18 protein-coding genes and 1 riboswitch are annotated in these 19,406 nt (G+C 67.0%); of the genes, 11 read left to right on the top strand and 7 right to left on the bottom strand.

Annotation, left to right across the window (positions count from 1 at the left end; all coding sequences use genetic code 11):
• Positions 1 to 190 precede the first annotated feature (190 nt).
• The 8 genes from ACFK0J_RS19235 to ACFK0J_RS19200 all read left to right on the top strand — a co-directional run bounded on the left by ACFK0J_RS19235 (position 191) and on the right by ACFK0J_RS19200 (position 7,282).
• Positions 191 to 931, top strand: a complete 741-nt coding sequence (locus tag ACFK0J_RS19235; RefSeq protein ID WP_378742217.1) for an SDR family NAD(P)-dependent oxidoreductase — start codon at positions 191 to 193, stop codon at positions 929 to 931.
• On the top strand, positions 928 to 1,977 hold the full coding sequence (locus tag ACFK0J_RS19230) for a zinc-binding dehydrogenase (protein ID WP_378742215.1): 1,050 nt from the start codon (positions 928 to 930) through the stop codon (positions 1,975 to 1,977). Before ACFK0J_RS19235 ends, ACFK0J_RS19230 begins: the two co-directional genes overlap by 4 nt.
• A 17-nt stretch (positions 1,978 to 1,994) precedes the next feature.
• Positions 1,995 to 2,666 carry a TetR/AcrR family transcriptional regulator gene (locus ACFK0J_RS19225; protein ID WP_378742913.1) on the top strand — a complete coding sequence of 224 codons (672 nt, stop codon included), beginning with the start codon at positions 1,995 to 1,997 and terminating at the stop codon, positions 2,664 to 2,666.
• 2 nt (positions 2,667 to 2,668) lie between these two features.
• Positions 2,669 to 3,958: an acyl-CoA dehydrogenase family protein gene (locus ACFK0J_RS19220; protein WP_378742213.1), complete on the top strand. Its 1,290-nt coding sequence runs from the start codon at positions 2,669 to 2,671 to the stop codon at positions 3,956 to 3,958.
• Positions 3,959 to 4,207: 249 nt separating this feature from the next.
• Positions 4,208 to 4,744 (top strand): DM13 domain-containing protein, encoded by a 537-nt coding sequence (locus tag ACFK0J_RS19215; RefSeq protein ID WP_378742211.1) that lies wholly within the window; start codon positions 4,208 to 4,210, stop codon positions 4,742 to 4,744.
• 303 nt (positions 4,745 to 5,047) lie between these two features.
• Entirely contained in the window at positions 5,048 to 5,170 is a 123-nt protein-coding gene (locus ACFK0J_RS19210) for a hypothetical protein (protein ID WP_378742209.1), read from the top strand.
• A 25-nt stretch (positions 5,171 to 5,195) separates the two neighbouring features.
• A complete protein-coding gene (locus tag ACFK0J_RS19205) occupies positions 5,196 to 5,471 on the top strand; it encodes a WhiB family transcriptional regulator (protein WP_378742206.1) in 276 nt (91 codons plus the stop codon).
• A gap of 140 nt (positions 5,472 to 5,611) precedes the next feature.
• On the top strand, positions 5,612 to 7,282 hold the full coding sequence (locus tag ACFK0J_RS19200) for a VWA domain-containing protein (protein ID WP_378742203.1): 1,671 nt from the start codon (positions 5,612 to 5,614) through the stop codon (positions 7,280 to 7,282).
• An 82-nt stretch (positions 7,283 to 7,364) separates the two neighbouring features.
• Here the strand turns inward: ACFK0J_RS19200 and gcvP are convergent, their stop codons facing one another.
• The 7 genes from gcvP to ACFK0J_RS19165 all read right to left on the bottom strand — a co-directional run bounded on the left by gcvP (position 7,365) and on the right by ACFK0J_RS19165 (position 14,975).
• Positions 7,365 to 10,232 carry an aminomethyl-transferring glycine dehydrogenase gene (gene gcvP / locus ACFK0J_RS19195; RefSeq protein ID WP_378742201.1) on the bottom strand — a complete coding sequence of 956 codons (2,868 nt, stop codon included), beginning with the start codon at positions 10,230 to 10,232 and terminating at the stop codon, positions 7,365 to 7,367.
• Positions 10,233 to 10,375: 143 nt separating this feature from the next.
• Positions 10,376 to 10,475, bottom strand: a riboswitch (glycine riboswitch).
• A gap of 299 nt (positions 10,476 to 10,774) precedes the next feature.
• On the bottom strand, positions 10,775 to 11,368 hold the full coding sequence (locus ACFK0J_RS19190) for a MerR family transcriptional regulator (protein WP_107656386.1): 594 nt from the start codon (positions 11,366 to 11,368) through the stop codon (positions 10,775 to 10,777).
• 190 nt (positions 11,369 to 11,558) lie between these two features.
• A complete protein-coding gene (locus ACFK0J_RS19185; protein WP_218477863.1) occupies positions 11,559 to 12,032 on the bottom strand; it encodes a bifunctional nuclease family protein in 474 nt (157 codons plus the stop codon).
• 326 nt (positions 12,033 to 12,358) lie between these two features.
• Positions 12,359 to 13,159, bottom strand: coding sequence for a MerR family transcriptional regulator (locus tag ACFK0J_RS19180; RefSeq protein WP_378742198.1), 801 nt, complete (start codon positions 13,157 to 13,159; stop codon positions 12,359 to 12,361).
• Positions 13,160 to 13,271: 112 nt separating this feature from the next.
• Positions 13,272 to 13,757 (bottom strand): FHA domain-containing protein, encoded by a 486-nt coding sequence (locus ACFK0J_RS19175; RefSeq protein ID WP_040734653.1) that lies wholly within the window; start codon positions 13,755 to 13,757, stop codon positions 13,272 to 13,274.
• Positions 13,758 to 13,925: 168 nt separating this feature from the next.
• Positions 13,926 to 14,324: a glycine cleavage system protein GcvH gene (gene gcvH / locus ACFK0J_RS19170; protein ID WP_378742196.1), complete on the bottom strand. Its 399-nt coding sequence runs from the start codon at positions 14,322 to 14,324 to the stop codon at positions 13,926 to 13,928.
• Between the two features lie 81 nt (positions 14,325 to 14,405).
• Positions 14,406 to 14,975 carry a CDP-alcohol phosphatidyltransferase family protein gene (locus ACFK0J_RS19165; RefSeq protein ID WP_378742911.1) on the bottom strand — a complete coding sequence of 190 codons (570 nt, stop codon included), beginning with the start codon at positions 14,973 to 14,975 and terminating at the stop codon, positions 14,406 to 14,408.
• Between the two features lie 253 nt (positions 14,976 to 15,228).
• Between ACFK0J_RS19165 and ACFK0J_RS19160 the strand changes: the two genes are divergently transcribed.
• The 3 genes from ACFK0J_RS19160 (at position 15,229) to ACFK0J_RS19150 (ending at position 19,403) form a co-directional block, all read left to right on the top strand.
• Entirely contained in the window at positions 15,229 to 16,923 is a 1,695-nt protein-coding gene (locus ACFK0J_RS19160) for a GMC oxidoreductase (RefSeq protein WP_378742194.1), read from the top strand.
• Between the two features lie 83 nt (positions 16,924 to 17,006).
• The gene (locus ACFK0J_RS19155; protein ID WP_378742192.1) at positions 17,007 to 18,407 is read left to right on the top strand and encodes a DUF2252 domain-containing protein; all 1,401 of its coding nucleotides are present in this window, start codon (positions 17,007 to 17,009) and stop codon (positions 18,405 to 18,407) included.
• Between the two features lie 114 nt (positions 18,408 to 18,521).
• Positions 18,522 to 19,403 (top strand): nuclease-related domain-containing protein, encoded by an 882-nt coding sequence (locus tag ACFK0J_RS19150; protein ID WP_378742190.1) that lies wholly within the window; start codon positions 18,522 to 18,524, stop codon positions 19,401 to 19,403.
• Positions 19,404 to 19,406: the final 3 nt, after the last annotated feature.

Here is a 19,406-nt window from a genome sequence, read left to right as displayed (position 1 = left end):
GTAGTGATACCACCCGGTAGCGGGTCGAAACGCGGCGTCTCGCCGATGGAAAAACCGGCGCGCCGATCGTGAGGGGATCGATCAGTCGGCGCGTCGCGCGTGTCGGCGGTCGGCCGAGCAACCCCTTGATTGTATCGCCGCGGCGAATTAATGTACTGATCGGAACATTTTCTGATCAACGGGAGAGTGTGTGTCGCTCACGGACAAGGTCGTCGTGGTCACCGGCGGCAGCCGGGGACTAGGCAAGGAAATGGTGCTCGCATTCGCCGCGGCCGGCGCGAACGTCGTGATCGCCAGCCGCAAACTCGACAGCTGCGTGGCGCTGGCCGACGAGGTCGAGACCACCCACGGCCGCCGCGCCCTGCCGGTGGCATGCAATGTCAGCGACTGGGCACAGTGCGACGCCCTCGTGGAGACCGTGTACGCCGAGTTCGGCCGGGTCGATGTGCTGGTGAACAACGCGGGCCTCTCGCCGCTTTATCCGAGCCTCGATCAAGTGTCGGAAGCCTTGTTCGACAAGGTGATCGGCGTGAATCTCAAAGGGCCGTTCCGGCTTTCCTCGCTCATCGGCACCCGTATGGCGGCCGACGGCGGCGGCTCGATCATCAACATCTCCTCGATCGAGGCGGTCCGCCCCGCGCCGTTCGCGGTGCCGTACGCCGCGGCCAAGGCCGGATTGAACTCGCTCACCATGGGTCTCGCGCAGAGCTTCGGACCGACGGTACGGGTCAACACAATTCAGTGCGGAGCATTCGCCACCGACATCTCCAAGGCCTGGACCGACGAGATGCGCGCGCAGATCAGCACCCACAACGCCCAGGGCCGGGTCGGTGAACCGAACGAGATCGTCGGCGCCGCAATATTCTTCGCTACGGACGCCGCTGCCTTCTGTACCGGCGCCACCCTCGCACTGGACGGCGGTTGGCGATGAAAGCACTGACTTACCAAGGCCCGCGACAGATCTCGTACTCCGAGCTGCCCGATCCGACGCTGACCGCACCGGACAGCGCGATCATCCAGGTCACCGCGACCGGCATCTGCGGCAGCGACCTGCACATCTACAGTGGGCACGGCTTCACCGACAACATCGGCTACAGCGTCGGGCACGAAGCTGTCGGTGCGATCGTCGAGCTCGGTTCCGAGGTACGTGGCCTCGCGGTCGGCGACCGGGTGCTGGTCGCCGCGTCGGCGGGCTGCGACCGCTGCGCCAAGTGCCGGGTGGGCATCGTCGCGGCGTGCGAGCGCACTCCGCTGGCCATCGATGCCTGCTACGGGCTCGGTGGCTCGCTGCCCGGCGGGCAAGCTCAACTGCTGGCCGTGCCGCACGCCCAGGGAAACCTGGTGCGACTGCCCGCGGGCGTCAGCGACGAGGCCGCCGTCGTGCTCACCGACAACGCGCCGACCGCCTGGTACGGCGCGCGCCGCGCGCGCATCGCCCCCGGTGAGACCGTGGTGGTGATCGGGCTCGGACCGGTCGGGCTGATGGCGATCCAGTCGGCCTTCGCGATGGGTGCGGCGCGCGTGCTCGGCGTCGACCTGATCCCCGAACGGCGCAAGCAGGCCGCCGAACTCGGCGCCGAACCGGTCGAAGCGGACGACCCGAAACTCGCGATCCGCGAAATGCTCGGCGGCGGTGCCGATGTCGCGATCGAGGCGGTCGGCGCCGACGCCACCATCAAGTTGGCTATCAGCGCGGTCGGGCACCGCGGTCGGGTCAGCGTCATCGGCGTCAGCCAGAATCGGGCATATCCGTTCCACATGCCGCTGGCACAGGTCAAGGAGCTCGAATTCCATATCGGGCTGTGCTCGATCCAATACGAGCTGCCCACCTTGCTGAAGCTGACCGCGGCCGGTCGGCTCCGTCCGGAAGCCGTTGTCACCCATCCGCTCCCGATGTCCGACGGCGCCAACGCCTACCGGCTGTTCGCCGAACGCGCGGACGGTGTGAGCAAGGTCGTGCTGGACCCGGCCCGATGACATCGCGCGGCGGGTCGATGAGCGGTGGTGGCCGGGTGCCGGTCGGGCCCGACATCGCTCCCGCGCGCAGGCGCGGCCGCCCACCCGCCGCCGAATCCACGGCAGGCGATACCCGGGAGCGGATCGTGCGTGCCGCGGTGGAACTGTTCGCGGAAAAGGGATTCCACGGCACCGGTGTGGCCGAGATCGGTGACCGCGCCGACGTGCAGCGCGGCGCGCTGTACTACCACATCCGCTCCAAAGAGGAACTGCTGTGGCAGATCCTGCACGACTACATCCAGTTGATGCTCATCGACGCCGAACGCATCGCGGCCAGCGCCGATGACCCGATCACCAAGCTGCGCAAGCTGATCCACAGCCACGTCGGCCTGATCATCGACCACCGCCGCGAGGTCGCGATCCAGCTGCGTGACGTCACCGCGCTGAGCGGTGAACGCGGCGCGGAGTTGCAGGAGCTGCGCGATCGGGTGCAGCACTGCTGGCAGCGGGTGATCGACGCGGGTTACGCCGCTGGACTGCTGCGCACCGACGACCACGTGGTCACCAACAGCGTGCTCGGCATGCTGAACATGGTGACCTTCTGGTACCGACCGCACGGCGGGCACTCCCCCGCCGAGATCGCCGACATACTCGCGACCACGTTCCTCGACGGCGTGGTAACCACCCCCGACAACCACACGAAAGGCTGATCATGGCTTGGGATTTCGAGACCGACCCGGACTTCCAGAAGAAGCTGGACTGGGCGGCGGAATTCGTCCGCACCGAGGTGGAGCCGCTGGACCTGCTGTACCCGAACCCGTACGACCGCACCAACAAAGAGGCGATGGCGCTCATGCGCCCGCTCAAGGAGCAGGTCAAAGAACAGGGGCTGTGGGCCTGCCACCTCGGTCCCGAGCTCGGCGGCCAGGGCTACGGGCAGATGAAGCTGGCGCTGCTCAACGAGGTGCTGGGCACCTCGGTCTGGGCGCCGTCGGTATTCGGCTGCCAGGCACCGGATTCCGGCAACGCCGAGATCCTGGCGCACTACGGCACCGCCGAGCAGAAGGCGAAGTACCTGGAGCCGCTGCTGGCCGGCGAGATCGGCTCCTGCTATGTGATGACCGAGCCCACCGGCGGTTCGGACCCGACGCTGTTCAAGACGCGCGCCGTGCGCGACGGCGACCACTGGGTGATCAATGGCGAGAAGTGGTTCAACTCCAACGCGCAGTTCGCCAGCTTCCACATCGTCATGGTGGTCACCGACCCGGATGTCAGCCCGTACCAAGGCATGTCCATGTTCATCGTGCCCGCCGAGACGCCCGGCCTGGAGATCGTCAAGAACTTCCACGTGCACGGATTCAGCGAGCACGAAGGCCACCTGCGGTTCACCGATGTCCGCGTCCCCGCCGACCACCTGCTCGGCGCCGAGGGCCAGGGCTTCATCGTGGCGCAGACCCGCCTCGGCGGCGGCCGGGTGCACCACGCCATGCGCACGGTCGCGTTGGTGCGCAAGGCCTTCGACATGATGGCCGAACGCGCCGTCTCCCGGCCGATGCGCAAGGGCCCGCTGGCCGGGCTGCAGATGACCCAGGAACGCATCGCGGACAGCTGGATCGAGATGGAGCAGTTCCGCCTGCTGGTGCTGCGCACCGCGTGGCGCATCGACAAGGAACAGGACTATCTGAAGGTGCGCAAGGACATTGCCGCCATCAAGGTGGCCATGCCGAAGGTGATGCACGACATCGCCCAGCGCGCATTGCATCTGCACGGCGCGATCGGTGTCAGCACCGATCTGCCCTTCGTGGACATGATGAACTACGCCGAGGTGATGGCGATCGCCGACGGCCCCACCGAGGTCCACAAGATCACCCTCGCCAAGGAGGTCCTGAAGGACTACACGCCGGGCGACCCCGTGTACCCCAGCGGTTATCGCCCAGCCCTTCGCGCAAAGGCACGCGAGCTGGTGGCCGAACGCCTCGAACACATCGTCGGCAACCTGTAGCACGCGCGCCAGGACCTCGATGGGCGCCTCGGGGTCCTGGCTGTTCTCGGACCTGGTCAGACAGTCCAAGGCAGCGGGGAAGAGCCGCGGTGAGCAGCTCGATCGCGTCGTCTCGGGGATCTCGCCGCCCTGTTGCCTCGGCATCGCCGAAACCGCGGCGCTCCGGCCGTGCGCGGACTACAGGCGGACCCGCCTGGCTGCGCATAATGGACTCAACGGTCGTCGCGCGATGGTCCGGGAGGAGAAGCCATGGTGTCCGCACGCAAGATCGCGCGTTCCCCCATCACCTGGACGCTGGCCGTCCTGCTGGTGATCGGGCTCGGGGTGGGGTTGGCGCTGTTCCAGCCGTGGCGGCTGTTCACGAACACCACGGTCAACGAAGCCGCGCCGTCGGTCTCCGCCCCGGCGGCACCCGGTAATCCCGCACCGCAGCCGCGCACCATCGCCCGCGGCACCCTCATCTCGCACGAGCACGCGACCTCTGGCACCGCGCTGATCCTCGAACTGCCCGACGGCAGCCGGGTGCTCCGACTGGAAAATCTCGACACCTCGGACGGCCCCGACCTCCACGTCTGGCTCACCGACGCCGCGGTGATCGAAGGCAAGGACGGCTGGTTCGTCTTCGACGACGGCAAGCACACCGACCTCGGCAGCCTCAAAGGCAACAAGGGCAGCCAGAACTACCCCATCGCCGCCGACACCGACCTGACCACCCTGACCAGTGTCTCGATCTGGTGCGAACGATTCCGCGTGTCCTTCGGCGCCGCCCAGCTGCAAACCGCCTGACGCTCGTCATCGCCCGCTGCCGGATAAATGACCCGACAGCGGTAGGTCCGTTATGTCACCATGGGTTTCAACGATGATCACCGAGTAGCGGTGATCCCACGAGCTTGCGGAGAGGAGGAGGTGGCGATGATTTCGATGCGGTCGATTCGGGCAAATATTCATGCGGCCCAACGATTGTCGAGCAAGAACCCTGGGTTCGATCGGCAGCTGTGCGGCCCACGCGAAGTCGGCCACCTCCCGGCCGGTAACTGACCGCCGTATCCCCGCAACATCGCTCGACTCTCTCGAAACATGGTGATTCCCATGCCCTTCCGTCATGCCGCCGCACCTGCTGCACTAACCGCCGACCGGGCCGTCGTGCTGCTGACGGTCGAGGCCGCCGAGTCGATCACCGACCAAGCGCTGGAAGCACTCGCCACTACCTGATCATCCGAGAAAGGAGAGGATCGCGATGACTGTTCGCACCGAGACCACCGCGGTTGTGGAGCTGACCCTGGCCGAGCTGCTCCCGCTCTCGGACTCCCGAGAGTGGCATCGGGCCGCCTGCCGTGGTGACCCGCACCATGAGGCGTGGTTCCCGTACCCGTCGCAGGACTTCGCCTACGCCCGCGAAGTCTGCGCGGACTGCCCGATCCGCGCGGCCTGTGGCGACTTCGCGGCCCGCACCGGCCAGTCCGGGGTCTGGGGCGGCCACGAGTTCGACCGTGGGCAGCTGATCCGCCCGTGAGTACCGCCGTCGTGCCCGTTCGGCGCGACGGCGGACGTTTCCGCGCGCCCGGCTGAGCGGGCCGCGCACGGCACACCCGCGCACGGCCCGGAGTGGATGCGGAAGTACGCCTGCCCGTCGCTGTACATACACTGTGCACCGTGGGCACACATCGCAGCGGAACCAGATCCCGGGGCGTCAGCAAAGGTCCGGTTATCGCAGTGGTGGCCGTCCTGCTGCTGGTCGCGGGGGTCGTCGCGTGGTTTCAGCTACGGGACAGGGCGGCCGACGAGGACAGCGCGGCGGCGGCGGAGTGCGTCTCCGGCCCCGCGACCCTCTACGTGACCGCCGATCCGGACATCGCCACGCAGGTCCGCGCCGCCGCCGACCGGTACAACGCGACCAAACCCCGGGTGCGCGATCACTGCGCCCAAGTGGTGGTGACCGCGCAACCGTCCGCCGCGATCGTCGCGGCCTTCACCAACAACAAGCCGTGGGACCAGACCCTCGGCCCGCAGCCGGTGTTGTGGATCCCCGATTCGAGCCGCTCGATCGAATCGATGCGGGTGCCCGGGATGATCGAGGGCACGCCCGCGCCGATCGCGGCCAGCCCGATCGTGCTCGCGGTGCCGGACGAATTGCGCGTCGCGCTCGAACAAGCCAAAGTCGGCTGGGCCGATCTGGCACGCCTGCAACAAGGTTCGCTCGACGATGTCGGCCTGTCCGGCTGGGGCGGCTTGCGGATGGCGTTGCCACCGGGTGATGCCACCCTGGCCGCGGCCGCCGCGGTCGGCTCCGCCGTGTCGGGTGCCGAACCACTCAGCGAGCAGGCCGCGCAATCCGGACAGGCCATCTCGGCGATCTCGGGGCTCGCCGCCGACGCACCCGACGCACCGGACACCGCCGCGGCGTTCGGCATCATCGCCGGAGCGCCGCAGTCGGCCACTGTGCACGCGGTCGCCGCCACCGAACAGCAGGTGAAAACCCAAGCGGGACTTACCGTCTTCCGCCCGGCCGGCACCGCGCCGATCGCCGACCACCCGGCAGCGCTGATGTCCGGACCGTGGGTGGACAAGACGCAGAATCTGATCGGCGGACTCTTCGCTGACTTCCTGCGCGCCCCCGAACAGGCACAGGCGTTCATCGCGGCCGGGTTCACCGCCCCGCCCGCTACCACCACCCCCACACCGCCACGGGCCGCGCTCGACAAAGTCCGTGCCACGCTCGCCGATCCGGTGCTCGGCGTGCAATCCACCGTCCTCGTGGACGTCTCGGCCTCCATGTCGACCACCGACGGCTCGATGACCCGGCTCGCGAATGTCCTTGCCGCACTGAACTCGACGATGACCGTGATGCCACCGGAGTTCGGCCTCGGCATCTGGACGTTCGGCAAAAACCTGGATGGCACAACGCCTTACCAGGTGCAGGCCGCCACCGCCCAGCTCACGAACGAGCAGCGGACCAAGGTCAGCACCGCGCTCAACGCCATCCGCGCCAGCGACCTGCGTCCCGACCAGGCCTACCCGTCCCTGATCGCCGCCTACAAGAACGCGATCGCCGGATACAAACCGGGCCGCACCAATTCGGTCCTGCTCATCACCGACGGACCCGACGACGATTCCACGGTCACCGGCGCGAAACTCGCCAGCGAGATGACCGCCGCGATCGACCGCGATCACCCCGTCCGGGTGGACATCATCGTGATCGGCGGCACCGGCACCCAAACCCTGCAGAGCATCTCCCAGCAGACCGGCGGCACCTACACCCGTATCGCCACCTCCGACGACATCAAATTCGGCTCCGCCGTCGTCCAGGCCCTGACCACACCCTGACAGCCGCACACCCACTGACTTCCCGGCCTACCGTTTCGGTATTGGGCACATCAGTGGGTGTGCGGGCAAGTCCCTACCGCCGTCAGTCGGCGTAGGCCTCCAGCGGCGGGCACGAGCACACCAGGTTCCGGTCACCGTAGGCACCGTCGATGCGGCGAACGGGCGGCCACACCTTGGCCCGCGCGTGGCCGAGACCCCGTGGGTAGACGGCGGTTTCGCGGCTGTACGGGTGGTCCCATTCGCCGACCAGACTGGCCGCGGTGTGCGGTGCGCCGCGCAGCGGGTTGTCCTCGACCGGCCAGACACCGGCGGCGACCTGGTCGATCTCCTTGCGGATGGCGATCATCGCCTCGATGAAATCGTCCAGCTCGGCCAGGTTTTCGCTCTCGGTGGGCTCCACCATCAACGTGCCTGCCACCGGGAAGCTCATGGTCGGTGCGTGGAACCCATAGTCCGCCAACCGCTTTGCCACATCATCGACGGTGACGCCGGTCTGCTTGGTGATCTGCCGCAGATCCAGGATGCACTCGTGCGCGACCATGCTGTGCTCGCCGGTGTAGAGCACCGGGAAGTACTCGTCGAGCCTGCGCGCGATGTAGTTGGCCGAGGCGATGGCGGTCAGTGTGGCGCTACGCAGGCCGTCCGCGCCCATCATCCGGATGTAAGCCCAGGTGATAGGCAGAATCGAAGCGGAGCCGTACTTGGCGGCCGACACCGCGTGCGAGTCGGTCTCCAGCGGATCGCCGGGCAGGTACTGCGCCAGGTGCGACCGCACCGCCACCGGGCCGACGCCCGGCCCGCCGCCGCCGTGCGGGATGCAGAAGGTCTTGTGCAGGTTCAGGTGACTGACATCGCCACCGAACCGACCCGGACGAGCAAGCCCGACAAGGGCATTCAGATTCGCGCCGTCGACGTACACCTGCCCGCCCGCGTCGTGCACCAGTGCGCACAGTTCGGCGACCTCGTGCTCGAAGACGCCGTGCGTGGACGGGTAGGTGATCATGATGCAGGCCAGCCGGTCGGCATGGTCGGCGATCTTGGCGCGCAGATCGTCCAAGTCGATATCGCCGTTCTCGCGGCACTTGACCACCTCGACGCGCAGCCCGACCATCGCCGCGGAAGCCGCGTTGGTGCCGTGCGCGCTCGACGGGATCAGGCAGGTATCGCGGTGCGTGTCACCACGATCCAGGTGGTAGCGCCGAATCGCCAGGAGCCCCGCGTACTCGCCCTGACTACCCGCGTTCGGCTGCAAGCTCACCGAGTCGTAGCCGGTGATGTCGCAGAGCCAGTGCTCCAGATCGGTGATCACCTGCAGCAGGCCGGGGGCGTCCTCCACCGGTGCGTACGGGTGCACCCGAGCGAAGCCGGGCCAGGTGATGGCCTCCATCTCCGCGGTCGCGTTGAGCTTCATGGTGCAGGAACCGAGCGGAATCATGCTGCGGTCCAAGGCGATGTCCTTGTCGGACAGCGCGCGCAGGTAGCGCAGCATCGCGGTCTCGGTGTGGTACTTGGTGAATGCCGGATGGTCGAGGAACTCGGAGGTCCGGGTTTCGATCGCGGCGACCGGCGCCGGTTCACCGTTATCGGAAGACAGTGCGGTACCGAAGGATTCCAGCACGGCGGCGACATGCGCCTCGGTGGTCGCCTCGTCGCAGGCGATGCCGACATGGTCGGCGTCGACCAGGCGCAGGTTGATCCCGCGCGCTTTCGCCTTCGCGACAACGGCTTCCGCGCCACCCGGCACATGCGCGAGCACGGTGTCGAAGAAGGCATCGTGCACGACCGCACCATCGAGTCCGGCCGCAATGGCGGCCGCGTGCCCGTGCACGCGACGGGCGATCGCCCGCAGGCCATCCGCACCGTGGTAGCTCGCGTACATCGCCGCGACGATGGCCAGCAGCACCTGCGCCGTACAAATATTGGAGGTGGCCTTCTCCCGCCGGATGTGCTGCTCACGCGTCTGCAGCGCGAGCCGGTAGGCCATATCTCCGTCGGCATCCACCGAGACCCCGACCAGCCTGCCCGGCAGCTGCCTGGCGAACGCGGTGCGCACTGCCAGATACCCCGCGTGCGGGCCGCCGAATCCGAGCGGCACGCCGAACCGCTGGGTGGTGCCGAAGCACACGTCCGCGCCTTGCTCGCCCGGCGGGGCGATGAGCGTCATCGCCAGCAGGTCCGCGCCCACCGCGACCAACGCGCCGCGGTCGTGCGCGGCGGTGATCATCGATGTCCAGTCCACTACTCGGCCGGACGCCCCCGGCGTCTGCACGAGCACACCGAAGAATTCACCTTCGGGCAGCTCACCTGCGGACAGATCCGCGGGAACGAGCTCGATCCCGAGCGGCTGGGCCCGGGTGGTCAGCACGGTTTTGGTCTGCGGGAACAGGTCGATGTCGATGACCAGCCTGGCCGATTTCGACCGGCTCGCCCGGTGCAGCAGCGTCATCGCCTCGGCGGCCGCGGTGGCCTCGTCGAGCATCGACGCGTTGGCCACGTCCATGCCGGTCAACTCCGACACCATGGTCTGGAAGTTGAGCAGCGCCTCCAGCCGGCCCTGGCTGATCTCCGGCTGGTACGGCGTGTAGGCGGTGTACCAGGCCGGATTCTCCAGCAAGTTGCGCACCAGCACCGGCGGGGTCAACGTGTCGTAGTAGCCGAGCCCGATCATCGAGGTGGCCACGGTGTTGGCGTGGGCGAGTCCGGCGAGTTCGGTCAGCACCTCGTGTTCGGTTGCCGCGGGCGGCAATCCGGACAGTCCACCGGGGGACGGAAGGGAGGCGGAGCCGCCCGGGGGTGGGTAGGCACCGCCGTCCAGGATGCTCGCCGGCAGCGCCTTCGTGGCGAGCTCGTCGAGCGAGTCGACGCCGACGACGTCCAGGATCCGGGCGAGTTCGCCCCGGTCGGGTCCGATGTGGCGGTCGGCAAATGAGCGAGTCACGGCAGCTCCCATGGGTCGGGCGGGTCGACCTACAGTCGACGGGTACCAGCCCTCCCCCTCTGTCGTGGCGCCTGAGAGATTCGGATGCCGCGACCGTGGCCGAGCCCCTTTCCCCATGGGCGGGCAGCTCGAAGCCACCGCTTTCCAGAGGCGCCCAAGCCCGCACGGTCCCTGATGCCTGAGAGATTGACGGGGAGGTGCTGCTCCTTCGGCGCCCGGACTCTGTCGAACCCGGGACTCTCCCGCACGGCGTTGGCGCGCCCCCAGTTTAAGCCGATGAACGCCATAACGCGCCACTGGTCCCCTCCCGGCTGTGTCGCCCTCGTCACGCGAGGTCGGCGGGGGTTTCAGCAGGGAACATAGTTAGATGCGCATATCTACCTAATACAATGTTTTTGAGACGTTCCGGGTAGGGCGAGCCCACGTTCCAAGTAGGCTGAACCGAAGCTCGTGCGCGGCTTCCCTATTCGCGAAAAATCAGCTGCCACACAGCACAACACCCCACTACCCTGTGCTTTGCCGAGGAGGTGGGGTGTTGAGTCTGTTGGCTACGTTTAACCAGTCTTGCGGCTCATCCGAGCCTTGCGCCGGTAGGACAGCTCGTCCTCCGGCCGTTCGGTCACCGCGGACGCGCGTTCCGCGGGGAAATTGGCGATCGCACCGGTGAGTTCATGCATGGCGCCGCTGATCGCGATACCGAAGACGCCCTGCCCGCCCTGCAGTAAATCGACTACCTCCTCGGCCGAGGTGCACTCGTACACCGAGGTGCCGTCGGAGAACAGCGTGATGCCCGCGAGGTCCTGCACGCCGCGACTGCGTAGATGGTCGACCGCGATCCGAATGTTCTGTAGCGAGATGCCCGCGTCGAGCAGCCGCTTGACGATCTTCAGGACCAAGATGTCCTTGAACGAGTACAGCCGCTGGCTCCCCGAGCCCGCGGCGCTACGGATGGAGGGCACCACCAATCCGGTGCGCGCCCAGTAGTCGAGCTGCCGGTAGGTGATCCCGGCTACCTGACATGCACTGGGAACCCGATAGCCGACTAGATCGTCGGGAACCGAGTCATCCGGGAACAGGCCTGGCTGTACCACATCCTGCGATTGCTCTGCCACTGACCACTCCCTTGCTTCGCCGACGGCTAGCCTCATCGATGACCCGGCTCCGTTTCGACCACTGCTGTGTTGACGACCTGGCCAAAACGGACGTGGCCCAACTATCGAGATTACTCCCCTTGATTGTCCAGGGAGCACCATCATCGAGCCAAACGCGACGCGCGGTTAAACCCTCGACCTCTAGTTCAGCCTCGTTTACCGCCCACGCGGCGGCGGATGGGCCGGATCAGCTGTCGGTGGCTTTGAAGTCGTCAGGCGAGACCGACTCCAAGAATTCCTTGAACTTCTCCACCTCGTCCTCGCGCTCGTCCGGCATGACCAGCCCCGCTTCCTCGAGCACCGGTTCCTCGGCATAGATGGGGCAACCGACGCGCAATGCGATCGCTACCGAATCGGACGGCCGGGCCGAGACGTGCAGATCGTTCTCGAACACCAGATCCGCGTAGAAGGTGCCCTCCTGCAGATCGACGATGCGCACTTCCTTGAGGGTGTGCCCGAGCTCGGTGATCAGGATCTTGATCAGATCGTGGGTCAGCGGCCGGATCGGCGTGACCCCTTCCTGCTCCAGCACGATCGCGGTGGCCTCGGCCTGCCCGATCCAAATCGGCAGATACCGATCCCCCGACACCTCGCGGAGCAACAGCACGGGCTGATTCTGTGGCTGCTCGACACGAATGCCGATCACACGCATTTCACTCATGACTGCGCCTCGCTGACGCTCGGCTCCGTCATGCGCGATGCACGCTGTGACATGATTCGCTCGCTTCGCTCCCTCATGCCTCCACCTCGCTGCCGCTCGGCTCCGGCACGCGCGATGCACGCTGTGACATGATTCGCTCGCTTCGCTCACTCATCGCACTGCCTCCCAAATACTCGCCGGCCGCCCGGCACGACCACCGCCCAGCTCGCCGTACCACGAGTCTAGGCGAACCCACGCGGGTGCAGCGATCGGTGTGCAAGCCGAAATCGGCGTGTTGGACGACCGAAACATGACAGCGATTCCGTGTCATCGGTTCAGCGGGATGTTCAGCCGCCCAGCGACGTCCGTACCGACGACTTCACCAGGCAGGCGTGCAACGTCAGCGACAGCGCCGCGAGTTCGCGCACGGTTTCTTCGGCCCTGGCGCGGGCGCCCGCGTCGCGGCTCTTCGCGATGGGGGCGGCGATCTGCGCGACCAGCGCGGCCTCTCGATCGGCGGCCAGCTTGAACGCGCGCAGATGCCGTGCCTCCAAACCGAATTCGGCCATCGCCTTGGCGGTCTTGGCCAGCGTCACCGCGTCGCCGTCGAAGAATCCGGCGGCACCGGGGGTGATCAGATTGGCCCGGATCAGGTCGTTGAGGAACGCCTCGTCGATGTCGGCCTGGGCCAGCAGATCAGCGCGGGTGAGCCGGATTTCGTGATCGAATCGCAGATCGTCCGGGGAAATCTCACTGGGGACCACGCCGAGCCTCCTCGGTGCCGCGGCACCGTTCCGGTTCCCGCCAGCCGCGGTGTGGTGCTCGGAGTCGGACGCCGCGGGCGCCGACTCCGAGCCACCGGCACGGCCGGAGTGCGCCCGGGCGCGGGCTTCCCGCACGCCGAGCGTCGCCGCACCGCTGTCGATCGCTTCGAGTTGTTCCTTGATCACCTTCAGCGGCAGGTACTGATCGCGTTGCGCGGTCAGTACGAACCGGAGCCGTTCACAGTCGGCGACGGAGAATCTGCGGTAGCCCGAGGGCGTGCGCTCCGGCCGGATCAGGCCCTCCGCTTCGAGGAAGCGGATCTTCGAGATGGTGATGTCCGGAAAGTCTGGACGCAGCAGGTCGAGCACGGAGCCGATCGACATGCCTCCGCGTGCCCACTGCGCCGCGCCGGTCACCGCACCGAGTCCGTCAAAACACTGAGCTCCTTCATGACCCCGAGCCCCTCATGTCGAGAAAAGACCCAGCGCCGCGTGCTCATAGGCTCCCTGCACCAGCCGACGGCTCGTTCACCTGGGCCCGCGGTCCGGTAAGGAACACGAGACGGAACTTACCGATCTGTACCTCGTCACCGTTCTGGAGTTCCGAGGAGTCCACCGGCTCCCGATTCACATAGGTGCCGTTCAGGCTGCCGACATCGACAACCTGGAACGAATCGTCGTCCTGACGGAACTCGGCATGCCGACGGCTGACGGTGACGTCGTCGAGAAAGATGTCACTGTCGGGGTGGCGGCCCGCCGACGTCGTCGGCTGATCCAGCAGGAACCGCGAGCCCGCATTCGGACCGCGCTTGACGACCAGGAGGGCCGCACCAACGGGCAGACCCTCGACCCCTTGGACCGGCTGTTCGCCGGTCGGCTCTCCGGAGCGCGACGCGTCGACCTCGTTCAGGAAATCCGCGCGGAAGACCGACGTCGTCTCGGCCGCGGTCTCCCCGTAACCCGGGTCTTTGTTCTCGCTCACCGTTTCTCTCCTCCTCGAACCTGATTATCCATGCAAGCAGGTGATACCTGTGGCACCACGACCTGCCGTCGAGTCCCTAGATTCCCGACAATGACTGTCGGCGCATCTGTTGGCATTGACCGTACCCTGCCAGGGCGTGCCCGTGCAGGTAGAACCGGGAAGGCTGAGTCAGCCCCCGATAACTCCTTGATAACCTGCCGCATCCAGCAGTTCACCCAGTGTGGCGTCGAGGCCGGCGGCGTCATCCACCTCCAGTTCGAACAGCCATCCCTCGCCGTACGGATCGGTGTTCAGCGTCTCCGGCTTCTGCACCAATTCCTCGTTCACCGCAACAACTTTCGCGCTGATCGGCGCGTAGATGTCGGACACGCTCTTGGTCGATTCGACCTCGGCGATGCTGTCCTCGACGGCGACGTCCTTGTCGGTTTCGGGCAGCTGCACGAACACAACGTCACCGAGTTGAGACTGGGCATAATCGGTGATGCCCACCCGAACCCGGGTCGGTCCGATCCGCCGCACCCACTCATGCTCTTCGGTGTAGCGCAGATCTTCGGGGGTCTGGGTCACAGGCCGTCCGTCCTTTCCGTCGTGATCGTGTGAGCGCAACTCTATGCGAGGCTCGAGCCGTTGTACGACCCGACGCCTCGGCTACGTCGACTGGTGTGGCACAGCCGGTATCGCACGTGCGACGGCGATCGCTTTACCGGTGTAGAGCACGCCGGTCCATACATACACCGCGGTGCCCCAGACCAGTAATGCCCCGCCGAAGGCTCGTCCGAAACCGTCCAATGCCCAATTCATTTCTCCGGCCAGCAGCCAGGGCAGCGCGGACATCAGCGCGAAGGTGGCCGCTTTGCCCAGATAGATGACCTCGGGCGGGGGTAGATCGCGGCGTTTGTAGACCGAGAGGGTGAGGGTGAGGACCAGGTCGCGGCCGACCAGGATCACCGCGACCCACCATGGGATTAGCCCGCGGATCACGAACGCCGCCAGGGTCGTCACCAGGTATAACCGGTCGACGAACGGATCGAGCAGGGCGCCGAGGCGGGAGGACTGATCGAGCAGGCGCGCCAGCTTGCCGTCGAGGAAATCGGTCACGCCGCTGGCGACCAGCAGTGCGAAGGCCCAGCCGTCGGCGTGCTCCACCAGCAGCAGCCACAGGAACAGTGGAACACCGAGCAGGCGCACGACACTCAGGACATTCGGGACGGTGAGGATGCGGTCGTCGAAGACGCCGCCGGTCGCGCCGTCGGTGGCGGCGCGCTCCTCCGGTTCCGTAGTGCCCGATTCGGTTGTCACGCCCCGTGCTTACCGCACCGACCCCGGTCCACGCCATCCGGGCACGCCGGTTTCGGCCATATCCGCGGGCAAGCATGGTTTCCGCCACAGCCCGGCAGTGACAGAATGAGTATGAAATCATCTCACCTATCGGTGCGATGCGGGCCTGATGGCCGGTGAACGAGAGGAAGTCATGCCCAGCTTCGACTACGACGTGGTGGTGATCGGTTCCGGTTTCGGGGGCAGCGTGAGCGCCCTGCGGTTGACCGAGAAGGGGTATCGGGTCGGCGTACTCGAGTCGGGCAGGCGGTGGAATGCCGAGGACATCCCCAGCACCAATTGGAATGTGCGCAAGTCGATTTGGGCGCCGCGACTGGGCTTGACCGGACCGCAGCGGATCAGCGTGCTCGGCAAGTGCGCGGTGTTCTCCGGCGCGGGCGTCGGCGGTGGGTCGCTCATCTATGGGAACACTTTGTACGAGCCCCTGTCGAACTTCTACACCGACAAGCAGTGGGCGCACATCACCGACTGGCGGGCCGAACTGGCTCCGTACTACGACCAGGCACAGCGGATGCTCGGTGTGGCGCCGAATCCGCGACTGACCCCCGCCGATGAGGTGATCCGCGAGATCGCCGAGGACCTCGGCGTCGCCGACACCTTCCATCCGACCGATGTCGGGGTGTTCTTCAACGAGAGCGATCCGGGCACCGAGGTCGACGACCCCTACTTCGGCGGGGTCGGTCCGCGCAGGCGCGGCTGCGTGCACTGCGCGCGGTGCTTTACCGGCTGCCCGAACAACGCCAAGAACTCCACCCCCACCAACTATCTCTACCTGGCCGAACAGGCAGGTGCCGAGGTGCATCCGCTGACCACCGCCACCGCGGTGCGGCCGCTGCCCGAAGGCGGTTATGCCGTCGAGACGGAACGGTCGGACCGGTGGATCCGCAAGGAGCGCAAGACCTTCACCGCCGAGCAGGTGGTGTTCGCCGGCGCCGCGCTCGGCACCCAGAAGCTGCTGCACAAGATGCGCGACGACGCGGTGCTTCCGCATCTCTCACCGCGGCTCGGCGAGCTGACCCGCAGTAACTCCGAGGCCATCCTCAATGTGGTGAGCCGTTCGCGCCGCGATTTCGCCGAGGGCATCGCGATCACCTCCTCGATCCATCCAGCCGAGGACACCCACATCGAGGTGTGCCATTACGGCAAGGGGCAGAACGCGCTGTTCCCGATGTCGGTGCCGATCGTGGACGGCGGCGCGTTCCGGTTCCTGCGCTTCCTGCTGGCGATCCTGCTGCATCCGTTGGTTTTCCTGCGCAGCCTCAACGCCAGGCACGCCTCGGAGAAGTCGGTGATCCTGCTGGTCATGCAGTCACTGGACAATTCGCTGACCTCGTTCCGCAGGCGCGGGCTGCTGAAGACCAAGCAGGGCACCGGCGAACCGAACCCGACCTGGATCCCGATGGCGCACGACATCGGCCGCCGGTTCGGCGAGAAGGTCGACGGGGACACGCACGGTCTGGTGATGGACGTGTTCAACATCCCGGCGACGGCGCACTACATCGGCGGCTGCGTCATCGGTGACAGCCCGGAAACCGGTGTAGTGGACCCGTATCAGCGGGTGTACGGCCATCCCGGTCTGCACGTGGCGGACGGCTCGGCGGTGACGGCGAATCTGGGTGTCAACCCGTCGCTCACCATCACCGCGCAGGCCGAGCGGGCGATGGCGTTCTGGCCCAACAAGAACGAGCCGGACCCGCGTCCGGAGCTCGGGGCCGGGTACCGGCGCATCGCCCCGGTACCGCCGAAGCAGCCCGCGGTGCCGGACGCCGCACCCGGCGCGCTGCGTCTGCCGATCACCCCCGTCGACAAGCCCGTGCCCGCCAACTGAGCCGCGATCACGGAAAGATGCCGAGCAGACCGCCTTCAAGGGGCCACGAACACGCCGCGCCGGAGGCGCGGCAAAATGACACAGTGTCAGACAGTCGTATCGACCTCCGCTCCTACGTTCCCGCGGCGGAGGTGCGTGCGCGTGGACAGGCGTTGCGGGAGCGGGTCCCCCTCCACGCCCGTGATCGGGCCGCCGAGGGCTCGCGGCGGCCCGACGTACTGGAATTCATCGCGGCGAGCAATGCGGGCAGACTCCCCCACCTGGTGCCACTGCGAATCGGGCGGATGATCACCTCGCCGTTCACCTTCTACCGTGGTGCGGCCGGACTGATGGCCGCCGATCTGGCGGATGGACCGGACACCGGGCTGGTCGCACAACTCTGCGGTGACGCGCACGCGGCGAACTTCGGTCTGTACGGCACGCCGCGCGGCGAAATCATCATGGATATCAATGATTTCGATGAAACCATCCTCGGGCCGTGGGAATGGGACCTGGAACGGCTCGCGGCCAGCCTGGTACTCGCGGGCCGGGAAAGCGGTGCGGGCGAGGATGACTGCCGCACGGCCGCCCACGACGCCGCCCGCGCCTATCGCCTCGCGGTGCGCCAACTGGCCGAGCGTCCTTTCCTGGAATCGTGGAGCGCGCTGCCCGACGAATCGGTGCTGAGCGAAGCCGCCGCACACGACCTGATCGACGACTTCAAGAAGGCCGCGAAGAAGGCGCGCAAGAACACCAGCGCGAAGGTGGTGGCCAAGTGGACCGAGCATCTCGACGACCACGAGACCGGTATCAGCAAGCACCGATTCGTCAGCGACCCACCGATTCTCACCGCGGTCGACGAACAGGTCGCGACGGCGATCACCGATGGTCTCGAGCGCTACGCCGACACATTGCGCGAGTCACGGCGCAACCTCATTGCCCGTTTCGCGGTGTCCGACATCGCCTTCCGCATCGTCGGCACCGGCAGCGTCGGCCTGCACACCTATGTCGCGCTGCTGCACGGCAACGCGGGTGAAGCGCTGGTGCTGCAGGTCAAGCAGGCCAATCCGTCCGCACTCGCCCCGTACCTGTCCGTGCCGCCGCCCAAACACGAGGGCAAGCGAATCGTGCAGGGCGCCAGGCTGGTTCAGTCGGAGTCCGACATCCTGCTCGGCTGGACGAGTGTCGATCCGACCGGCAACGGCACCGAACTGCCTTTCATCGTGCGCCAATTCCGCAATCTCAAGGGCAGCATCGATCCGGCGGCCCTGTCCGCGTCCGACCTCGACGACTACGGCAGACTGGCCGGCGCGCTGCTGGCCCGCGCGCACGCGCGCTCGCTCGATCCGCGACTGCTCGCGGGCTATCTCGGCGACGACGACGAGCGTTTCGACGACGCGGTCGCGAATTTCGCGGTCCGCTACGCCGACCGCACCGAAACCGACCATGCCGCACTGGTGGCGGCGGTGCGGGCGGGCAAGATCGCCGCCGAACAACCGCAGTGATCCGGCGACCAACACGCCGACCGTTGCCATGAGCGCGGCGAACCCGGCCGCCGACCTCGTATCCTGTGCACTGTCGAGTGTCGACGTGAAGGGCGGTCGCCAATGCTCGTGCGAGTGCAGAACGCCGCAGGCACCAATGCCGAGCGGGCGCTGATCGATTGGTTGCGCACCTGGAAGGATCCGGGCGCTCCGCACGGTGTCGCCACGATCAACTGCAGTCTGTTCCACAAGGATCGGCTGCACCAGTTCGACGCGGTGGTCTGGACGCCGACCAGCTGCGTGGTGATCGAGGCCGAAGCGCTGGTGGCCCGGCAGGACGGGCTGCTGGAGATCCCGCTCAACGGCCACTGGACCATCAACGGCGAACCCGCCGCGATGGAGGGCCGGGATCGGCGCACCCCGCTGGAGAAGTCCCGCGAGCACACCTTCGCGCTGCAGAACTGGCTGGCCGCGCGCGGCCTCGGCCAGCGCGCGGTGCACGGGCTCGCGCTGGTCGTCCCGCTGCGCGGCGCCGAGCTGAAAATCCAGCAGGCGTGGACCGATCCCAGCTTCGATGTCATCCTCGGCGACGACCCGGGTCGGCTACGGCACTATTTCGAGGCGCTCGCCGAGCAGGAAAAGCACCTGTGGACGGCTAACGACGTCGCCATCGCCTTCCGCGGCCTCGGCATCCTGCCCTACCTGCCCGCACCGCAGGAACTGCTCAACGAGGGATTTCTCGGCCCGATCGACATCACGCTGTGGCACGGCGGCCCGAACCAGGCGCAGGCCGAGGCCTACGCGGAGGAGTTGGCGCAGGCCGAGCGGGAGGCGCAAAAGCCGGTCTACGCGATCCAGGCACCGTGGTACAGCCCGTGGAAGCTGTATCCGCGGGAGACCAGGGACATGGATTTCGGCCGGGCGTTCATGCGGATCACACTGGCGATCGGCATGACCATCGCGTTCGCCTGGGTGCTGTGGTTCGTCATCAGCGCCGTCCTGACCTACGGCCCCTGATCC

Source organism: Nocardia brasiliensis (assembly GCF_042691675.1).
Lineage (GTDB): Bacteria > Actinomycetota > Actinomycetes > Mycobacteriales > Mycobacteriaceae > Nocardia > Nocardia brasiliensis_D.
Note: the sequence above shows the minus strand (reverse complement) of the source record. Positions and strands in the feature narration are given on the sequence as shown.